The sequence below is a fragment of the Bradyrhizobium manausense genome (genome assembly GCF_018130615.1).
GTDB lineage: Bacteria > Pseudomonadota > Alphaproteobacteria > Rhizobiales > Xanthobacteraceae > Bradyrhizobium > Bradyrhizobium manausense_A.
In genome coordinates, this window is the sequence record NZ_JAFCKB010000019.1 from 87,175 (window position 1) to 105,282 (window position 18,108).

12 protein-coding genes and 1 pseudogene are annotated in these 18,108 nt (G+C 63.0%); 8 read left to right on the forward strand and 5 right to left on the reverse strand.

Annotation, left to right across the window (positions count from 1 at the left end; translation table 11 throughout):
- Positions 1-9 precede the first annotated feature (9 nt).
- From JQ587_RS28625 to JQ587_RS28650, 6 genes and pseudogenes are all read left to right on the forward strand, one after another.
- Positions 10-609: a methyl-accepting chemotaxis protein gene (locus JQ587_RS28625; RefSeq protein ID WP_212427554.1), complete on the forward strand. Its 600-nt coding sequence runs from the start codon at positions 10-12 to the stop codon at positions 607-609.
- 772 nt (positions 610-1,381) lie between these two features.
- Positions 1,382-3,016 carry a putative bifunctional diguanylate cyclase/phosphodiesterase gene (locus tag JQ587_RS28630; protein ID WP_212427555.1) on the forward strand — a complete coding sequence of 545 codons (1,635 nt, stop codon included), beginning with the start codon at positions 1,382-1,384 and terminating at the stop codon, positions 3,014-3,016.
- A 541-nt stretch (positions 3,017-3,557) separates the two neighbouring features.
- Entirely contained in the window at positions 3,558-3,725 is a 168-nt protein-coding gene (locus JQ587_RS28635; RefSeq protein WP_212427556.1) for a hypothetical protein, read from the forward strand.
- A 267-nt stretch (positions 3,726-3,992) separates the two neighbouring features.
- Positions 3,993-5,438 (forward strand): annotated as a pseudogene (locus JQ587_RS28640) (TRAP transporter large permease); the annotation flags it as partial.
- Positions 5,439-5,498: 60 nt separating this feature from the next.
- A complete protein-coding gene (locus JQ587_RS28645; RefSeq protein WP_212427557.1) occupies positions 5,499-5,819 on the forward strand; it encodes a zinc-binding metallopeptidase family protein in 321 nt (106 codons plus the stop codon).
- A gap of 376 nt (positions 5,820-6,195) precedes the next feature.
- Positions 6,196-6,552 (forward strand): 4'-phosphopantetheinyl transferase family protein, encoded by a 357-nt coding sequence (locus tag JQ587_RS28650; RefSeq protein ID WP_212427558.1) that lies wholly within the window; start codon positions 6,196-6,198, stop codon positions 6,550-6,552.
- Positions 6,553-6,838: 286 nt separating this feature from the next.
- On the opposite strand, the gene fhuB is transcribed toward JQ587_RS28650, so the two are convergent.
- Genes fhuB through JQ587_RS28675 form a run of 5 tightly spaced genes read right to left on the reverse strand, consistent with a single transcriptional unit; the run spans position 6,839 to position 15,436 of the window.
- Complete coding sequence (gene fhuB, locus JQ587_RS28655; protein ID WP_212427559.1) at positions 6,839-8,824, reverse strand: Fe(3+)-hydroxamate ABC transporter permease FhuB; 1,986 nt, start codon at positions 8,822-8,824, stop codon at positions 6,839-6,841.
- Complete coding sequence (locus JQ587_RS28660) at positions 8,817-9,731, reverse strand: ABC transporter substrate-binding protein (protein WP_249149049.1); 915 nt, start codon at positions 9,729-9,731, stop codon at positions 8,817-8,819. The genes fhuB and JQ587_RS28660 overlap by 8 nt, the downstream gene beginning before the upstream one ends.
- 13 nt (positions 9,732-9,744) lie before the next feature.
- Positions 9,745-11,079 carry a lysine N(6)-hydroxylase/L-ornithine N(5)-oxygenase family protein gene (locus JQ587_RS28665; RefSeq protein ID WP_212427560.1) on the reverse strand — a complete coding sequence of 445 codons (1,335 nt, stop codon included), beginning with the start codon at positions 11,077-11,079 and terminating at the stop codon, positions 9,745-9,747.
- Between the two features lie 52 nt (positions 11,080-11,131).
- Entirely contained in the window at positions 11,132-15,166 is a 4,035-nt protein-coding gene (locus JQ587_RS28670; RefSeq protein WP_212427561.1) for a non-ribosomal peptide synthetase, read from the reverse strand.
- A 48-nt stretch (positions 15,167-15,214) separates the two neighbouring features.
- A complete protein-coding gene (locus JQ587_RS28675) occupies positions 15,215-15,436 on the reverse strand; it encodes an MbtH family NRPS accessory protein (protein ID WP_212427562.1) in 222 nt (73 codons plus the stop codon).
- A 164-nt stretch (positions 15,437-15,600) separates the two neighbouring features.
- Here JQ587_RS28675 and JQ587_RS28680 point away from each other — a divergent pair, with 164 nt between their 5' ends.
- Both JQ587_RS28680 and JQ587_RS28685 read left to right on the forward strand, forming a co-directional pair.
- A complete protein-coding gene (locus tag JQ587_RS28680) occupies positions 15,601-16,695 on the forward strand; it encodes a GNAT family N-acetyltransferase (protein WP_212427563.1) in 1,095 nt (364 codons plus the stop codon).
- Positions 16,692-18,101, forward strand: coding sequence for an MATE family efflux transporter (locus JQ587_RS28685; RefSeq protein ID WP_212427564.1), 1,410 nt, complete (start codon positions 16,692-16,694; stop codon positions 18,099-18,101). Before JQ587_RS28680 ends, JQ587_RS28685 begins: the two co-directional genes overlap by 4 nt.
- Positions 18,102-18,108 lie beyond the last annotated feature (7 nt).

Below are 18,108 nucleotides of genomic sequence, written 5' to 3' on the forward strand. Positions count from 1 at the left end.
GTCAAGTCCATGAATCGTCTGACATTGCCTGCGAGAGCGGAAGATTACGCCCGCAACACAAACAAACGCGTCGGCGATCTTGCAAGGGCGGCATCCCGAATTGGCGATGTGATTGAGTTGATCAACAACATCGCCGGGCAGACAAATCTTCTGGCTCTTAATGCAACAATCGAGGCTGCCCGCGCCGGCGAAGCTGGAAGAGGATTCGCCGTCGTCGCGAGCGTAGTTAAAGCCTTGGCTGAGCAGACGGCAAAAGCGACCGGCGAGATCAGTTCGCAAGTAGAGCAGATTCAGCAAGCGACGCGAACATCTGTCGATGACATCAAGCAAATCGTAGAGACGATTGCAAGCATGTCTAGGATCGCGGCCAGCATATCCTCTGCTGTGGAGGAGCAAGGAGCTGCAACTGCAGAGATCTCCCGAAACGTACAAGGAGCTGCAACTGGAACCTTAAGGTCTCCACGGGTATCGTACATGTGCGCGAGGGTGCCCATCGAGACTGGGACTGCTTCTGCGCAGGTGTTGTCGGCAGCACGCGCGCTGGCGCAAAATAGCACCCAGCTCAATCAAGAGCTCGAAGCATTTCTTGGAGGCATTAGGCGGGAATAGTCCTCAACTGTGGTGTGGCATCGCGGATTGTCGATGTCGCACCACAATCGCCGTTCAATCACGGAGCGTGAACGGCGAATATTCGATTCATTGCATCGCCTTACATCCGCATCTTCGGGGTGAGTCGAGTGCGGCATGGCTACCTTGGATTTCTGCGTAATACGGCGACGAGAACAACGCGCCCGATGCGGTGCGGAAGATGGCGGCGCCAAAGCTTGGCAAGCACGTGCACGAGGGACGTTCTTCGCGTATCCAGCCTAGCTGTGACCTACATGTTCTGGGCACCGTGGGCCGACCGGATCGCTTTCGTTGATCGCGTACACGCTCATTTCGGCAAACTACGCCAACGTCCCGAGGTTAGACTGGCATACGCCAGCCTCTTCACGGCGAATACGATTAGCTCTCCGCAGCACGTCGCGGCGGATGCTCGAGCCGCAGTCGATACGCCATTCCTGCATGATGGATCCTTCACGAGCATAGGCTCTGATTGTCAGGAACCAAATGTCATGGTCTTTCGACTCTCGCTCTGCAAAGTCCGCAATGCCCTGACAAACGACGCCGCCGGGCGCGTCGACAGCGGGCTTCGTCTAGTTCAACGTTGAGGAAGGGCCGGCCGAACCATGCGCGAGAGGGCGGTATAGGTAATCGGTAAATGGTACGCCGCGATAGGCGGATACGAAAATCTAAGAAATTACAGCAGCAAACTGGCATTAACTGCGCTTTGGTAGCGTAGGCTGCACCGACGTCGATGCTAGTTGCTTTGGAGATACGAATGTCGATTAGCGACGTTAGAAGTAGTTATTGGCAGATCTACAACTTGCGATGGCAGGCGATCGTATCGGGGGGGCCAATACAGCTTCTGGGTTTATGCTCGGTTACGTTGGCTTTGGTCGGAGCAATTACGTTCGGTGCAGGCTGGCTGCGCGTAATCGAGTGGCGATGGTCAGGCACACCAACGCCTCCTCTCAACTCCTCGGCTCTTGCCTTGATAGGTATCGCCATCATGACCTCGCAGCGAAATCGCGGTGCGATTTTCTCGACAGTGCTGGCACTTATTGCGGCAGCGATCGGAATTATGAAGCTTCATCTGGCTTGGATGGGCTGGCTCACCGGACCCGTCTCAGCCAGCAGCTTCGTTATGATCTGGCTATTGGCCGCAGCGCTCATTCTTCGCAACCGCGGGCATATCGCCGGTGCGCAGATCGCCGCCCTACTTGCAGTCGTTCACCCGCTGGTCTCATTAATTGGATACGCCTACGGAATGCCGGGTTTCATCCTGCCGATGATCGCGGTGTATGGCAGCGCCCTTCTTGCCGGGATAGCGATCCTGTGCCAGACGGCGGATCGCGGCTTTATAAAGCATATCGTGTCACCTGACCCTGCAGGCGAATTTCATAGGATTCGATTTCTTTTTTGCGTAATCGTCATCATTGTCGTCAATTTCGTTGCCGCGCGCATACTGCTCGACCCATATTCGATCTCAACGTTGGTGACCGCGATGGTCGCATTCATGGTTGTCGCAACATCGGATATTGCATCGTATCTTGAGAGATCGGCCCGGGCACATTACCGAAGCCACAAGGAAACAGTCGATGATGCTCTAGTCGCGGAGATCGATCGTGCCTTGGAATACAATGAATTCTCGGTAAACTTTCAGCCGCAGATTGACCTCCGCAGTGAACGCGTTGTGGGCGTCGAAGCATTGGTTCGCTGGAATCATCCCGTGCGCGGCTTGATTTCTCCAGCCGACTTCATCCCAGCCTCGGAGGCCAGCGGTCGCATACTCGCGCTCGGGGAATGGATCCTCGAGGCCGCGTGCATGCAGGGTATCCGATGGCGGGGTAACGCTCTTGCCGAAGCCTTGATCTCGGTCAACGTATCGCCAGTTCAGCTACAGTCGTCCGGATTTGTAGATACGGTGAAGCGCGTCTTGCAAAGGACTTCATTTCCGGCGCAGCGTCTGGTTATTGAGCTGACCGAAAGTGCTTTGGTCCGACGGGGAGATCCGGGATTTAAAGCATTGTGGGATCTGCATGAGCTTGGCCTCAAGATCGCCGTTGACGATTTTGGCATCGGTTACTCCTGCTTGTCATACCTCTATGATCTTCCAGTCGATTTCTTGAAGATCGATCAATCTTTCGTTCGTGCACTACCTGGAAATCCCCGCGCAGAAACGATAGCGCGGACCATCGTGGGGATGGGACATGGACTAGGTTTGTCGATCATCGCCGAGGGAATTGAGACCACCGAACAGGCTGAATTCCTGAAGCAGCTTCGATGTAACAAGGCACAAGGGTATCTCTACGCCAGACCGCTTGATGAGCACGCCCTTCTCCGTTGGGTTGGTGAACGAGCGCAACGTCACACGCAGCCTGGAGACGCGAACAGCCTTTCTCACTCGTACTAGGTTTTCGACAAGAGGTCCGGACGAATCCAAGCGGTAACGCATGGGGAGGGATCACCCGTCTTCATCTAACCTGCATTCGGCATTAGATAAGATCATGTCCAGAGAACGGGGGCGCTTTCGAGGGAAACCTCGTTGAATTGGAAGTCGCCATTTGCCCCGGCTGATTATCCGCACCCGCCTTTGGGATACGGAATGTCTTCCGTGAATCCCGTGCGGGTACTGCGCATTCTCGAACCTCTGGAGTCGTGAGACACGCAACGCGAAGCGGACGCAGATGAACAATGGCAATGGGTTCAGGACAACATGTTCATTCCGCGGGAGTACGTGAAAGCTTACAACGACGAGCGTTCGAGAAGAAAAGCTGCCACACCAAGGAATAAGGGTTTCGTTCATCGTACCAACTTTCTGGTAGGGAATGGTATGCCCCCCACTTTCTGCGTAGCCTGATCCCAACCGCATGCCGGCACCGACCGGCACAGAGAAACGTTTTTGTCTCCCTACCGTTCTGCCGCCTGCGGGCCTCACCCAACGGGAGAATACAATGGATACTAGGTCATCCACGAAGTCGAAGAAGCTGACCCACGAGGCGTTCGTCGTCACCGGCGAAGGCGAGAGCGCGTTCTGGACCAAGCTTGGTGCGGCGTGGCCGCATGACGACGGCAAGGGGGTCAACGTCGAACTGATTGCCCTGGCCGTCAGCGCCGGCTAGTCCGCGAGCGAAAGCGGGGGGACACCTGACCGGCTCGCGTGCATCAAAATAGCCTTGTGCGATTCTTTCCAGAGCAGCGGCTAGGCACGCTGGCGTGGGGAGGGAAACCATCCTCCACACTTCGGAAATGGCCGAAACCCGTTGAGAGCTGATGACCCGCAACGTGCAATGCTATGCGCCCCACATCGGCAACGGTGCGGGGCTTTTCTACAGAGGCGACCGTTGTCAATATCCATAACCGCGTGCCGGTCTGGCGCAGGAAGCTTTTTTGTCCCGCTCAGCGTCGCGACCGCCGCCATGACGCTTTTCGCGGTCGATACCTGCCTGCGCTTCCGCGTTCGGGATACGGCTGCCGCACTTGTCGCCTACGCAATCATTGCGGTGCTCTGGACGGTGTGGTCATGGCTCGCCCCCGATACCACACCCGCGCCACCGTAGATCATGGGTCTGGCTTTCGTCGCCTCATTGGTGAGCGGTGTTGCGATCACCTTCGTCCTGGCGCTTTCCGCGCTCGTCTTCATCTGGTGCGGCGACACGTTGCCGGGCGAATTTCTGGCTCAGCAGATGGCGCGCGGAATCGACAATTTTGTACTGCTCGCGGTCCCGTTCTTCATCCTGGTCGGCGACCTGATGGAGGCAAACGGCATGTCTGTACGCCTCATCTCGCTATTGCAGCGGGGCGCCGGCCGAATTCGCGGCGGCCTCGACGTGGTGATGGTGCTGGCGATGGTCATCTTCTCAGGCATCTCCGGCTCGAAGATGGCCGACATCGCCGCGGTCGGCTCGGTTCTGGTGCCTGCCGCCCGCTAGTCCGGACAGAAGCCGGGCGACGCAGTTGCGTTGCTCGCTGCGTCGGCCGTGATGGCGGAGACAATTCCTCCCTGCGCCAACCTCATCATCCTCGGTTTCGTGGCCAACCTTTCGATCGGCGGGTTGTTCAGGGCGGGGCTGCTCCCGTCGGCGCTGATGGCGCTTGCCCTCATTCTCACCGCGATCGTCGCGGGACGCCGTACTGCGCAGACCGCGATCGTCGAGATAGCGGAGGAGTCTGTCGCGAGCATGATCATCAGCGGCGTCGCTGCATTCGGCTTGATCGCGCTGATCTTCGGCGGTTACCGCTCCGGCTTTGCGACCGCAACAGAAATTTCGGCTTTTGCGGTCGCCTACGCGCTGGCGGTCGGCTGGATCTTGTTGCGTGAGATGACTTGGGCATCGGTCGGCTCCGTGATGCGGCATGCGGCCGTGCGGTCCGGGATGGTCCTGTTTATAGTGGCGGCCGCTCAGAGGCTTGCCTACGTGTTGACGCTCCAACAAATCCCTCACGACATTGCAGAGCTGCTGGTTGCTTTGACTGCCCAGCATGGACGCTGGCTTTTCCTCGTTCTCTCCGCCCTGATCCTGATCGTGATGGGCTCAGTCCTCGAAGGTGCCGCAGCGCTCATCATCTTCGGCCCACTACTGATGCCAGTCGCGCGACAACTCGGAATCGACCCTCTTCACTATGGCATCATTCTGGTCGTGGGCATGGGGATCGGGCTCTTCGCTCCTCCGCTCGGTCTCGGCCCTTATGGCGCCTGCCTGATCGGCGGTGTGCGCCTCGAGGATACCATCGCACCGATCCTGAAGTACCTCGGGATATTGTTTGTTTGCCTGCTCCTGATTGCATTCGTGCCGGAGATCAGTACGGCCGTGCCCAGAGCACTCGGATACTGACGACTGGACTGCGCCAAGGCGCACTGGAAGCGAAGCAATAGGGGTTGTTGGCGTGGTACTATGAACGCTCCGGAGGCTGTCGCCAAGCTGAAGACCGCACTCGATGCAGGAGGGGTGGAATACTCTGGGCAGGCGTTGCCGCTGCGTGGTTCTGAGGATTTCGGTCGGTTCGACCATCGTTCAAAGGCCGCGATGTTTTTCCTGGGCGCCGGAACGGATCATGCCGGCTTGGATGATCCAAATCATGATTTTCCGGACGAACTCATCGACGCTGGCTCAAGGGTCTTCATGAGCACGCTGCGTAACCTGCTAGGCAAAAATACGTGCAATTTGGAAGGCAAATCGTCTGGCGCGCCAAGCACAACGCAATCGCCGCCGTGAGACGACGGCAACGATCCTGGTTTACCTGTGCTCAGCCGGCAACATACTTAATCGATCCCTGAGATTAGGAATGAACAGAGCACTGGGCTATTTTTCACCTGGCTTCGATCGACCTTGCATTTGTTCGTGGCCAGCAAGCACGAGGTGTTACGGTGAGAGATCGCTTGCAGGGGCGCGCACGCGGAGCGGCACCCGATCCAGTCGAAAAGCGAGCGTGACATCGCCATACGACGGTGCGGTCGAGCGTGTGGCTACAGGGTCTTGCCGCCGTGTCGGTGCCCGAGACGCTCGCCGGTGGGCAAGGCATGTCGACCTCTGGTACTATGCCTATGACGAGATCGACGACGACGCGCAGCAGGCGGCCCAAGCGGCGCCGATGTCGATCGACGAGCGCTCGCGTCATGACCGCTTTCTGTTCGAACCCGATCGTCGCACCTTCCTCGCCAAGCGAGCTCTGCTCCGCATCGTGTTGTCGCGCTACGCATCGGTGTCGCCAGATGCGTGGCGTTTCGCCGCGGCAGCGCCAGGCAAGCCTTACGTGGCCGCGCCGGTAGTGCGCCCGGCATTGTACTTCAACCTGTCCAATACGCCGGGGCTTGTCGTCTGCGCGGTCAGCGTCGCCCATTCTCAGGTGAGCGTGGATGCTGAAGGCCCATGCCGTCGATGCCCAGCTTGCCGAGCTGCATTTCGCTTCGGAGGAAACGAGCGCGCTGCGCGATCTGCCGACGGGTGAGCGAAAGCGCCGCTTCTTCGCCTATTGGGTGGGCGCTCAAGGAAGGTCGCGTCAAGGCTCGTGGTCTTAGGCTGGCGCTGGATCTCGATCAGATCGTACTCCGATTCGATGACGACTGTGTTTACGCCATGTTCAGGCCGAGACTTTCAGGCAAGGCCGCGGATTAACGCCGGACGTCGGGCCGCGCCATCTGATCGGCCTCAGCGTCGATACCGGCGGAGCGCCGCTGTCGCTGCGTGCCGCTCGCGTGGGACCGCTCGATGGAACGTAGTTCAGCACGGAATCGTCAAGCCTTTCGGGCGACCAGCCACATCAACATCGGTACGCCGACCAGCGTCGCGACCAGCCCGGCAGGGATCTGCCGCGGAAAGAGGACGATCCGCCCGAGCCAGTCGGCGCCAACCATGATGAGCCCGCCGCACAGCGCGGCGCCGGCCAGGTGGACCAGCGCTCGTTCGAGCCCGAGCCTGCGGGCGAGGTGCGGCGCCATCAGTCCCACGAAGCTCAACGTGCCCACCACTAGGCTGCCGGCGGCGGTGAGCAAGGCCGTCAGGACCAGAATGCGGAGCCTGCTCCAGTTCGTATCGACACCGATGGATTGCGCGACCGCCGGACCCAGCGGCAGAATGTCGAGCCAGCGCGTCAGCAGCGCCGTGGCGCCCAGAAGGACGAAAGCGGTTCCTGCCGCGGCCGCGGCGGTCGGACCATCGACTCCATAGGTTGACCCGCTGAGCCAAGTCAGCAGCAACATGGCGCGGGGATCACCGCTCGCCGTCAGCAGGCCGATCAACGCGTCGATGACTGCCGTGATTGCGATACCGGCAAGCAGGATCCGATCCGGCGAAAATCCGGTGCGGCGCCCGAGTGCGAGCACGGCGGCGAGGCTCAGTCCGACGCCCGCAAGGCTCGCCGGCAGCGCCATTTCGTGTCCGAGCTCGCCGATGCCGAACAGAGCGACGATGAGGCCGAGCGCGGCGCCGGAGCTCGCACCAAGGATTTCCGGGCTCGCCATCGGGTTGCCGGTCAGGCGCTGAACCAGAACTCCTGCCGCAGCGAGCATCGCGCCCGCCGCCATCGCGGCAACGACGCGGGGCGCGCGCCAAACCAGCAACGCGTCGAATTCCGGCCCCGTGCTCCAACGCCAGCCGTCGATGCCGCGACCGAACGTCAGCGATATGATGGCGGCCAGGACGAGCAACAGAGTGAGGCCAAGGAGGAGGGGACGAACCGCCACGCGTTGATGTCGACGGTAGTTCGCCGCCTGGATCGGTCCGGGTGCCAGATATGCGCTCCGCGCCAGCCAGAGAAGAACCGGTGCGCCAGCAAGCGCGGTGAAGGCGCCGGTCGGCAACTCGCTGTCGATGATGCGATCGAGAACGAGGACTGTCTGGTCGGCAAGCCAAAGCAGCTCCGCGCCGAAAATTGGCGACCAGATGAGGCGATCGCGAAAGCGGCGTGCCCCGGCGAGTTGCACGAGCGCCGGAACGGCTAATCCGACGAAGCCGATGATACCGACTGCGCTTACCACCGACGCTGTCAAGCCGACCCCCGCGGCGAGGGCGGCGAAACGAGCGATGCCGAGACGCAGACCGAGGCCCTGGGCGCTGGCGTTGTCGAGGCCGAGCAGCGTCAGGGGGCGTATCATGGCGATGAAGATCGCGAGAGCGAGAGCGAGGAGTGGAAGGAGATAGGTGACGGCACTAAAGTCCTGCTGGTTGAGCGATCCGTTGCCCCAGAGGAACAGGCCTGCAAAATGGCGCTCCTTCAGCAGAACCAGCGTTGCTGCGATTGCTCCGAAAAACAGGCCGACCAACAGGCCCGCGAGAACGACGATGAGCGGGTTGAGCCCGCGCCGCCACGACAAGGCGAAGACGATGCCGACGGCCGCGAGGCCGCCCGCGAAGGCAATCGCCTCGCGCCAGCCCGCGAGCCAGCCGGGGACCAACAAGGTTGCTAGCGCGAGCGATATGTTGGCGCCGGCCTCGACGCCCAACGTCGTCGGCGACGCCAGCGGATTGCGCAGGATCTGCTGGAACACCGTCCCGGCCAGGGCAAGCGCCGCGCCGGCAAGAAGGCTGATGACGAGGCGCGGCAACCAGCCATAGTGGACGACCATCTGCCGGATGTCGTCGCTGCGCGGCTGAAAGAGAGCGCCGGCCCACAATTCGCTTGGCAGTCGTGCTGCCAGCGTCGTAGCGCTCAGCGTGAGGGCGGCGATGCCGAGACCCGCGGCGAGGATCGCGGGGCGATAGGCTGGAGGAATTCTAACCACCGTCGTCCGCGGGCGCGAACTGCGCGTCGACGAGCCGGGCAAAGCGTTCGGCCGAGGGCAGGGCGCCGAACATCAGAACCGGAGGCAGCGCCGTGACACGGCCGCGCTGTACGAACGGCATGCTGCGCCAGAGCGGTCCTTGCGAGAGGCGGATATAGTCGTCCGCCTGGGCAAGACGTAGCAAGCGGATGTCCTCGGTCGTGGCCAGTGCCTCGAACCCGACCGTTGCAAAGCCCCAATAGTTGGTCTCGCGCGTCCAGGCGTTTGTGAGGCCGATGCGGTCGAGTACGTCCTGGAACAGGCTCTTGGCGCCAAAGACGCGCACATGCCGGGCATCCATGAACTGGACGATGCAGACAGGCGTGTCGCTCACCGGACGCAGCCGTTCGCGCACGCGCGCGAAGGTCGCATCGACGCGGGCGATCAAGCTTTCAGCCGCGGCGGCCCTACCCGTGATGCGCCCGAGATGCAGGGCTGCTTCCGTCGCGCGCTTCAGCGGCTCACCGGCTTCGTCATAAAGCGGTAGTGACAGGACTGGCGCGATCCGGCGCAGCTTGTCGGAAAGGCCGGCGAGAAAGGGGGTCAGCAGGATGAGATCCGGTTTGAGTTCGAGCAGCAGTTCGACGTTCGGCTCGAAGGTGCCGCCGAGATTGACGACGCCGGTTGGCAGACGAGGTTCGCCAACCCAGTCGCTCCAGTCGTCCGTAGCCGTCAACCCGACGGGAACGACGCCGATTTCGAGCAGCGTCTCCGCCAGCCCGAAATCGAGCGACACGATGCGTCGCGGTTCCGCCGCTATCGCGCCGGCACCGGCGAGGGCAAGGGCGATGAAGAGACCATGACCGAAGCTCCGCCGCGACAGGTGCGCGTCGGACCCCATCACGAACGTCGATCGATTCTGCCGCATCGCCGCTCTCGCCTCACCGCGACATCATTGCGTCGGTCGTGTGTGCGAGTCCGGAGCCCCAGCGAACGACCGACTGTGGCAGCCCCAGATCGAAATGATCGCGGCCGAGCAGCGCATTGATGATGGCGGCACTGCGCCACGCCATCAGGCTGAGTTGGGAATCGGCGATGCCATGGCTGTAACGGCCGGCGTTGAGGGCGAATATCCGATTCTGGCGCGGGCCGTCCCAGGCCGCGGAATAGTCGTCGGCCAGGACCAGACGCTCGTTGCGGTCGACGCTGATGCGGCCTTGCAGCGGCGCGATGGCGTCCGGCAGCTTGAACGTGTAGCCGGTGGCGAGCACCAGAACGTCGGAGAAGATGATCTCGATGCCGCCGTCGAAGCTGTTGCGGACGATCAGGCGCAAACCGTCCTGCTGTCGGTCCACTTGGATCACGTCACGGTTTGGCAACAGCTCGATATCGGCGCCGTCGCCTTCGATGTGCCGCAGGATATAGAGGCGGCGGTAGATCGCGTTGATGGTGGACAACGACAGGCCGTCGCTGGTCAGAATGTGGGTGTCGAGCGCTGCCAGCTTGCGGTCGTCGCTCAACTGGCGAAAAGCGTCGACGTATTCGGGCGAGAACACCTGGTTTGAAAACGGCGTGTCGTTGATCGGCTCGAAATTATGCCGGCGGCTGATCCATTTCAGCTCCTTCGGTAGCACGTCGCGCGACAGCAGGTGCTGGACGATCTCACCGCCGCTCTGGCCCCCGCCGATGACGGCGATCCGGTCGCCCGCGATTTTCGGCAGGCGCTCTGTTGCTTCGGAGCAATGGAAGCAGCGATCGCCCTTGAGCGACGATGCCCAGGCCGGCACGAACGGGACGGCCCCGACGCCGAGCGCGATGTTGCGCGCGCGGTGGCGGTTGTTGTCGGTCGAGACCACGAACGCCTGCCCGTCGTGGGTGATCTCGCGGACGTCGGCGCCGAACGTCAGGCTGGGCAATTCGCCCGCCACCCATTCGAAATAGCGGGCGAATTCCCGGCGCGGGACTGCTTCGTACTGGGCATTGAGGAATGTGAACAGCCGCTTGTGCGCCACGAGGTAGGCGACGAACGACCAGGGGCTGGTCGGATTGGTCGAGGTCACGAGATCCTTCAGGAACGACGACTGCAATTCCACGTCGGGCAGCATCATCCCTGGATGCCAGTCGAACCGGGAGCTCCGGTCGAAGAATCGCGCAGCGAGCTCGGGTACGCTGTCGAGCTGCGCGGCGAGACTCAGATTGAAGGGACCGATACCGATTCCAGCGAGATCGAGAGGATCGGCAGAATCGGAAGTGCGCGTGCGACTGGCTTCGCTCATCGTCGTCATATTCCCTGGCATGGTACGATCCGTCGGGGGAGTGGAAGTCGTTTCAGCTACGCGTTCGCCGCTGGATCGGTGCGGCGCTGCCGTGCCCGAGGCCGGCGATCGCCTCGTCGACGCGGTGAGCGAAGCGGCTGTGAAAGGCGCTGGAACCGATCACGTGGAGATGGGTGGTGCCGGCGATGATTTCGGCCGGATTGGCGAAGCGTGAATATTGCCGCCAGTCGATCAGGTTGAGGCCGCGATGCAGGCTGTCTTCCGCGGTCCATGAGTGTATCGGGCAATCGTGCGGCAGCATCCGATGCTGGCGGAAGATCAGCGCATTGTCGATCAGGATCCAGAACGTGTGTTCGCGGCTGCTGATGTCCGGGCCGTCGGTGGGCAGCTCTTCTTCCTCGTTGCCGATGAAGCGCAGGAATTGCTCGTAGGTGAGGGCGTCCATCGATCCCAGCAGGCGGTCCCATTCGCTCCGCATGCGCGTTCGTCCCAGCCATTCGCTCACCTGAGCCTGCAGCGCGTCGCGCTCGCCGGGTCCAAACTGCGGCACCGCGCCGAGCGCGAACTCGCTTCCGATCTCGCAGACATCGATCATGCCGACCAGGCGCAGGTCGATGTCGTTGCCGAGCATGCGGGCGGCCTGATAGGCGAGCAGTCCGCCCCAAGACCAGCCGAGGAAGATGCACGGGCGGCCGCGGCTCTCGCGGCGGATGTGCTCGACATAGCGTCCGGTGATCGCCTCGACCGAGCCGTCGCGCGTCTTCTCTTCCGACAGCGAGTAGCAGATGAAGCCGGTCGCAGGCTGCTCCGGCCCGAGAAATTCGACCAGCCTGACATATTCGCGCGTGCTAACGAGCAGGCCGGGAAAGCAGTAGAGCATCGGCTTGCTGCCCGAGGCCCGCAGAGTGATGACCTGGCTGCCGATCGCGTCACCGCCCTTTTCGACACGGGCGGCGAGGCTTCGCACCGTCGGATTGTTGAACAGGTCTGCGATCGTGGTGCGCACCTGCGGACGCAGGCGCCTGAGCCGGGTCAGGATCCTGATAGCGGCGAGCGAGTGGCCGCCGATCTCAAAAAAGTCATGAGTAACGCCGATGGCGATAATGCCGAGCACGTCGCGCCAGATCTCGATGATCTCGGCCTCCAGATCGGTCGCCGGCGGGACAGCCTCGGTCATCCGCCTGACCGGCGCCGGCAGCGCTGCGCGGTCGAGCTTGCTGTTGGGATTGATCGGCAATCGCTCCAGCGGGACGATCGCGCTCGGGATCATGTAGTCGGGTAGCTTGCCGCCGATCGCCCGGCGAAGTTCGTTCGGATCGAGCGTGATGCCGGCTTGTGGAACCACATAGGCGACAAGGCTCGGCTGTCCGTCGTCGTTGCGCAATAGGGCGACGCATTCGCCGACACCCGGTTGCTCGACCAGCGCGGCTTCGATTTCGCCGAGTTCGATGCGGAAGCCGCGCAGCTTGACCTGATGATCGACGCGGCCGACGAATTCGACGGCCCCGTCCTCGCGCCAGCGCGTGAGATCGCCCGAACGGTAGAGCCGGCCGCCGTCCGCGGCAAACGGGTCCGGCACGAAGCGGTCCGCGGTCGTGTCGGGGCGCCCGACATAGCCGCGCGCGACGCCTTCGCCGCCGAGATAGAGTTCGCCGGTGACGCCGATCGGGCAGGGGTTCATGTCCGGGTCGAGCACGTAGACGCGCCGCCGTCCGACGGCGCGGCCGATCGGCGCATAGGTACCCTCGAACCGCGTTCCGGGCCGCACCTTCCAGACCATCGGCGTCATGATGGTTTCGGTCGGACCATAGCCGTTGATCAGCCATTTGGCAGGCAGCGAGCGGGTCAAAAGGTCGAAGGTCGTCTGCGCCAGCCCTTCGCCGCCGAAAGAATAAAGCCGCAGCGGCGGCGCCTCGCCGCTGATGTCGGCCCATTCCGCGAGTTGCTGCATGTAGGTCGTGGGAATGCTGGCATTGTTGGCGTCATGCGTGCGCATCGCCGCCAACGTCTCTTCCGGCGTCCACAGCGCCTGGTCCGGCAGGATGATGCTGCCTCCGACCATCAGCGGCACCATCCAGCGTTCGTGTCCGCCGTCGGAGCTGAACGGCAGGAACGGCAGCTCGCGCGAGTCCTCCGACATCTCGTAGATGCGCGCCGTGCTCTGGCAATGATGCGTCAGCGGGCCGTGCTCGACCGCCACGCCTTTCGGCAGGCCGGTCGAGCCCGAAGTGTACATGACGTAGGCGAGTTGGTCGTGATGGATGGAGATGGCCGGCGGCGTCAGCGGCTCGGCGGAAAGATCCAGCCTGTCGAGCTCGAGGATCACGGCATCGATATCGGTCGGAATGCGGTCGCGCAGCCAGCTATGGGTAACGATCACTTTCACGCCGGCGTCGCGGAAGATGTGATGGTTGCGGGCCGGCGGCTGATCGGGTTCGACCGGGATGTAGGCGCCGCCGGCCTTGAGCACGGCGAGGATGGTGGCAATGGCTTCCGGCGAACGCTTCACCAGCACCGCGACGCAGACCTCGGGGCCGGTTCCGGCCGAGAGCAGCCGGTGCGCGAGCCGGTTGGCGCGCTGGTCGAGTTCGCCATGGGTCCAGCTCTGGTCCGCATGGATGATCGCCGTCTTGTCCGGCGTGCGGATCGCATGCGCCGCGATCCATTGATGGACCGGACGATCGTCGTCAATGGCATCGTCATCGTAAGGGGCGGACAGACGATCGAGTTCGGCCGCCTCGACCAGGGCGATGTCGCGCAGGCGGATGTCGCCGTCGGCGGCAACTGCTTTCAGGATGCGCACGAAATGCCCGGCGGCCCGCGCCAGCAATGCGCCATCGTAAAGCTCGCCGGAAGCGTCGATCACGGCATCGATAATGCCTCCGGCGGCGTCGGTTGCCGTCGTCAGCACGAGATCGGCGTCGCCGCGCGACGCCAGCGGCAATACCGAGGTAATCTGAATGCCGGCCGGCGTCGCGGACGGGTCGGCGAGTGTGCCGCGATGTTCGAACAGCGACGCGATGAACGTGCCGCGCATGTCCTGGTCGTCGCGCCATAGCTCCTGCGCAAGGCGCTCGATCGGCAGGCGATGCCGCTCGCCTTCGTCATATCTATCGCGGACGTGCCGGGCAGCCGCGACGAAGGTCATGGCCGGCGACAGGTCGAGACGCAGTGGAACGATATCTTCGAGCCTGCCGACCAGCCCGGCGTCGCCCGGCTCGGAGCGGCCGTCGCGGACCGCGCCCGAGCGCAGTGTGAACTGGCCGCCGTAGCGTGCCAGCAACACATTGAACGCGGTCAGCAGGACGACAGGTTCGGAGAGACCGGCGGTCGCTGCCAATGTCGCGATCCTCAGCTTCAGACCGGCATCGATGACGAAGCGGTGCTGTCGGCGCAGTCCGGTGGCGCCGCCGCCGAGATTGCTCCTCACCGGCAGGGAGGCGCAACTGCGCTCTTCGGTGAAGGTCGCCTGCCAGTAGGCGAGCGCGTCGTCGTAAGCGGGCGAGCGCAGCCATTGCTGCTCGGCGGTCGCGCGCGACAAGACCGCGTCCTTGATGGTATTGTCGCTCGCGCTGGCGAGGGCCGTCGACAGGTCGCGCGCCAGAACGTTAAGGGAAGCCGGATCGCAGACGATCGGATGCAGCGCAATGCCGATGATATGGTCGTCGTCGCCGAGCCTGACCACGAGGCCGCGCGCCGACGCATCGGTTTCGAGATCGAAAGCCGGCGCGGCGAAGCCATCGAGAAGATCGCAAAGGGCTGCGTCGCGGGCTTCGGCGGCGACCGTTGCGAGGTCCGTCCGCTGCACCTCCAGCGCGCCTGTTGCGGCTTGTTCGACGCGTCCGCCGGCGAAGCGCTGGAAGCGCATCCGCAGCGCCGGATGAAGGTCGGCGACACGATGCAGAGCCGCGATCAGCTCCGTGGCCTTGCCGGCGCCTTGCCAACGCAGTGCGAGAAGCTGGGTCGGGAAAACGCTGCGGTTGCCGATCTGGCCGAGTGACCAGATGCGCTTTTGGGCCAGCGTCAAGGGATAGCTGCGCGTGCCGGCGTGGTCGACGTCAGGAAGTTGCGCGATGTTGTTTGTCATGGGGCTCTTAGCATTGCTTGAGAAGGTCGCATCGTGCCGGCGCGTCCGTCATCTTTGCGGCTGATCCGCACCGGTCGCGCCGTCCATCACGCGGCCCCAGCCCGAAGGCCGCGGGTCGCGCCAGATGATTTCGATGTGCGCGAGGCACGCGCTGCGTGAGCCGGTATATGGGGTGAAAAACCATTGGCGCGGCACCGGGCGACCCTGGCGCCAGACCGAGTAGCGCCCTTCATTGTTTCTCACCACCTGCCAAACGTCGTCGTTGTCCATGGAGCCTCCCACGATTGACTTTCGTAAGACGAAAGGCGGCAGTCGCGATTTAGTCCTCGTTCGGATTTTTTGTTGAGCCGACTAAATCAAGCCGAGCGCCGCTCGTCCTAGTGATAGTTGTCGGCTTTGCCGAGCCGGAGCGACAGCAGAGCGGTTGCCTCGAGATGAATGCCTTGACCCAAATTCCCTCCCTGCGCGATCGCGCGCGACTCCAAGCCCGTCTTAAGGCCGGTCTCGGCGGCCGGATGTCGATCTCGTTGGATGACGACGTCGTCGACGTTCGCGATTCCGACGGTGTCGGAAGCATCTTTCGGCTGACGCCGGAGGGCGAGGGTTTGTGTCTCCACGTGCCGGCTGGTCCGGTAGAGCGGCTGCTGCCCGCGCTCTGCGCCGCGATCGAGGCGTTGACCGCCGGCGAGCGGACGGTCCGGATTGGGTTTGGTTGTGATGATGGCGATCTCGCCGCGGTCCTGATCCGGGAAGGGGTCGCGATCCGCAAAGGCGAGATGCTGGTTGCCGAACCGGCTTTGCTCTGGCAGCAGCCGCGGCTCTGGCTGCCGCGGGCGGCGCCGAACGGTGGCCATCCGCAACTGCACGTGTTGTCCGGTGGCCAGCGCCATCCGCGCCGGGCGCCGAAGCCCGTCGGCGTCTGTTACGCCCGCTTCATTCCGTGGCTCGGTCAGGTGCTGTCGTTTCGAGCAGTCGATGTCGATGGCGACCTCGGTCTTTATCATCGCTGGATGAACGACCCGCGTGTCGAAGTCGTCTGGGAAGACGGCGGCGATCTTGCGCGGCATGGGCACGATCTCGAAGAACGAACCGCCGACCCTCATGTGCTGCCCCTGATCGGCTGCGCTGACGGCGTACCTTTCGGATATTTCGAGGTGTACTGGGCCAGGGAAAACCGCATCGGCCCGCATTACGATGCCGACGATTACGATCGCGGCTGGCACGTGGCGATCGGCGAGGAGGCATTTCGCGGCCGGGGCTGGATCACGGCCTGGCTGCCGTCGCTGATGCACTTCATTTTTCTCGACGATATCCGCACGCAACGCATCGTCGGCGAGCCGAAGGCAAGCCACGCCCAGCAGATCCGAAATCTCGACCGCGCCGGGTTCGCCAAGGTCAAGTATTTCGACCTGCCGCACAAGCGGGCGTTGCTGGTCATGTTGCTGCGCGAGCGCTTCTTTGCAGATCAGCTGTGGGCGCCCGAACCCGTTACAGAAGCACCTGCTTCAGAAGCATCGGCGCAGGCATGACGACTCCGGCGCCTGCAACGGCGGATCCGCCCCGGCGAGGCTTCTCGGCCCCGCTCGATCTCGCCGCGTCCGACGTCCGGCGAACCATCGTTCGGCTGGCGTTTCCCATGGTGGCCGGGCTGTCGATCAACGCGCTGCATCACGCGGTCAACGCGGTGTTCGTCGGCATGATCAGCGCCCATGCATTGGCGGCGATTACGTTGGTGTTTCCGCTGCTCATCGTGGTGGCCGCTGTTGGCGAAGGGTTGGGCGTCGGCGCTGCGACAACGATCGGGCGGCTGCTCGGCAAGGGCGCGCTCGGGCGTGCCAGCGTCACCGCCTCGACGGTGCTTGCGCTGGCGGTGCCGATCGGCGTGGCGATGACCATCCTCATTCTGCTTCTGCGCCGGCCGCTGCTGGTTCTGTTCGGCGCGACGACGGAAACGTGGCCAATGGCGGAGACTTATCTCGGCATCATGGCCTTCGGCACCACGCTGTCGCTGCTCCAGATACTCTCCGATTTCGTGGCCATCGCCGAAGGCAACACCCGCTTCAGCATGTGGACGCTGATCGGGGGCTTCACACTCAATATCGCGCTCGATCCGATCCTGATCTTCGGATTTGATCTCGGCGTCGCGGGCGCGGCATTTGCGACCGTTCTGTCGCAGCTTGTCGTGCTCGCTGCCTATGCCGCCTATTTCCAGGGACGGCAAGGTCGGGTTCGGGTCGCGGCTCGGCTCACGCGTGTCCGGTTGCGCATCCTGCTGCCGGTCGTCACCATGGGGCTGCCGACGACGCTGGCCAGCATCGTCACTTCGGTGGCCTTCGCCATGGTCTACCGCCAGGCCGGTGCTTTCGGCGGCGATGCGGCGATTGCCGGCCTCGGCATTGCGCTGCGGCTTTCGACGCTCGGTTCGTTGCCGCTCCTCGGCTTCACGCTCGGCGCGCAGCCGGCGATCAGCTTCGCATGGGGCGCCGGCAATCACGATCGCGTGCTGGCGGCGATCCGCTTTACGCTTATGGCGACGTCAGCCTTCGCGATCGCGTACGGGCTCGCCATGATGCTATTCGCAGCTTCAATCGCGCGCCTGTTTACAACGGACCCCGCCGTGCAGACGCCGGCGGTCGATGCGATCGTTGCAATTCACGCGGCCTTTTTGCTGATCGCGCCCCGCATGGTCGTCCTCGTGCTGCTGCAAGCCATGGGGCAGGCGCGTCGCGCTGCGCTCGTCAACCTGGCGCCACAGGGCTACCTGCTCATTCCGCTTCTTGTCGTACTGCCGCCGTGGTTCGGCCTCAACGGCATCGTGGCGAGCCTCGTCATCGCGACGGCGCTCACCAGCGTTCTGGCCATCGCCTTGCTCGTTCCGATCCTGCGCGATCTGCGCCATGGCCGCATGGCCTCGCTCGCGCCGCAAGCCTCATGAGGACGCT

What these genes read in the sequence shown, in the direction of transcription:
- JQ587_RS28680 (WP_212427563.1), top strand. Translation starts at nt 15,601, where the DNA reads ATGAATGCCTTGACCCAAATTCCCTCCCTGCGCGATCGCGCGCGACTC.
- JQ587_RS28685 (WP_212427564.1), top strand. Translation starts at nt 16,692, where the DNA reads ATGACGACTCCGGCGCCTGCAACGGCGGATCCGCCCCGGCGAGGCTTC.
- JQ587_RS28645 (WP_212427557.1), top strand. Translation starts at nt 5,499, where the DNA reads ATGAACGCTCCGGAGGCTGTCGCCAAGCTGAAGACCGCACTCGATGCA.
- JQ587_RS28675 (WP_212427562.1), bottom strand. Translation starts at nt 15,436, where the DNA reads ATGGACAACGACGACGTTTGGCAGGTGGTGAGAAACAATGAAGGGCGC.
- JQ587_RS28660 (WP_249149049.1), bottom strand. Translation starts at nt 9,731, where the DNA reads ATGCGGCAGAATCGATCGACGTTCGTGATGGGGTCCGACGCGCACCTG.
- JQ587_RS28665 (WP_212427560.1), bottom strand. Translation starts at nt 11,079, where the DNA reads ATGAGCGAAGCCAGTCGCACGCGCACTTCCGATTCTGCCGATCCTCTC.
- JQ587_RS28650 (WP_212427558.1), top strand. Translation starts at nt 6,196, where the DNA reads ATGTCGATCGACGAGCGCTCGCGTCATGACCGCTTTCTGTTCGAACCC.
- JQ587_RS28630 (WP_212427555.1), top strand. Translation starts at nt 1,382, where the DNA reads ATGTCGATTAGCGACGTTAGAAGTAGTTATTGGCAGATCTACAACTTG.
- JQ587_RS28670 (WP_212427561.1), bottom strand. Translation starts at nt 15,166, where the DNA reads ATGACAAACAACATCGCGCAACTTCCTGACGTCGACCACGCCGGCACG.
- JQ587_RS28625 (WP_212427554.1), top strand. Translation starts at nt 10, where the DNA reads ATGAATCGTCTGACATTGCCTGCGAGAGCGGAAGATTACGCCCGCAAC.
- JQ587_RS28635 (WP_212427556.1), top strand. Translation starts at nt 3,558, where the DNA reads ATGGATACTAGGTCATCCACGAAGTCGAAGAAGCTGACCCACGAGGCG.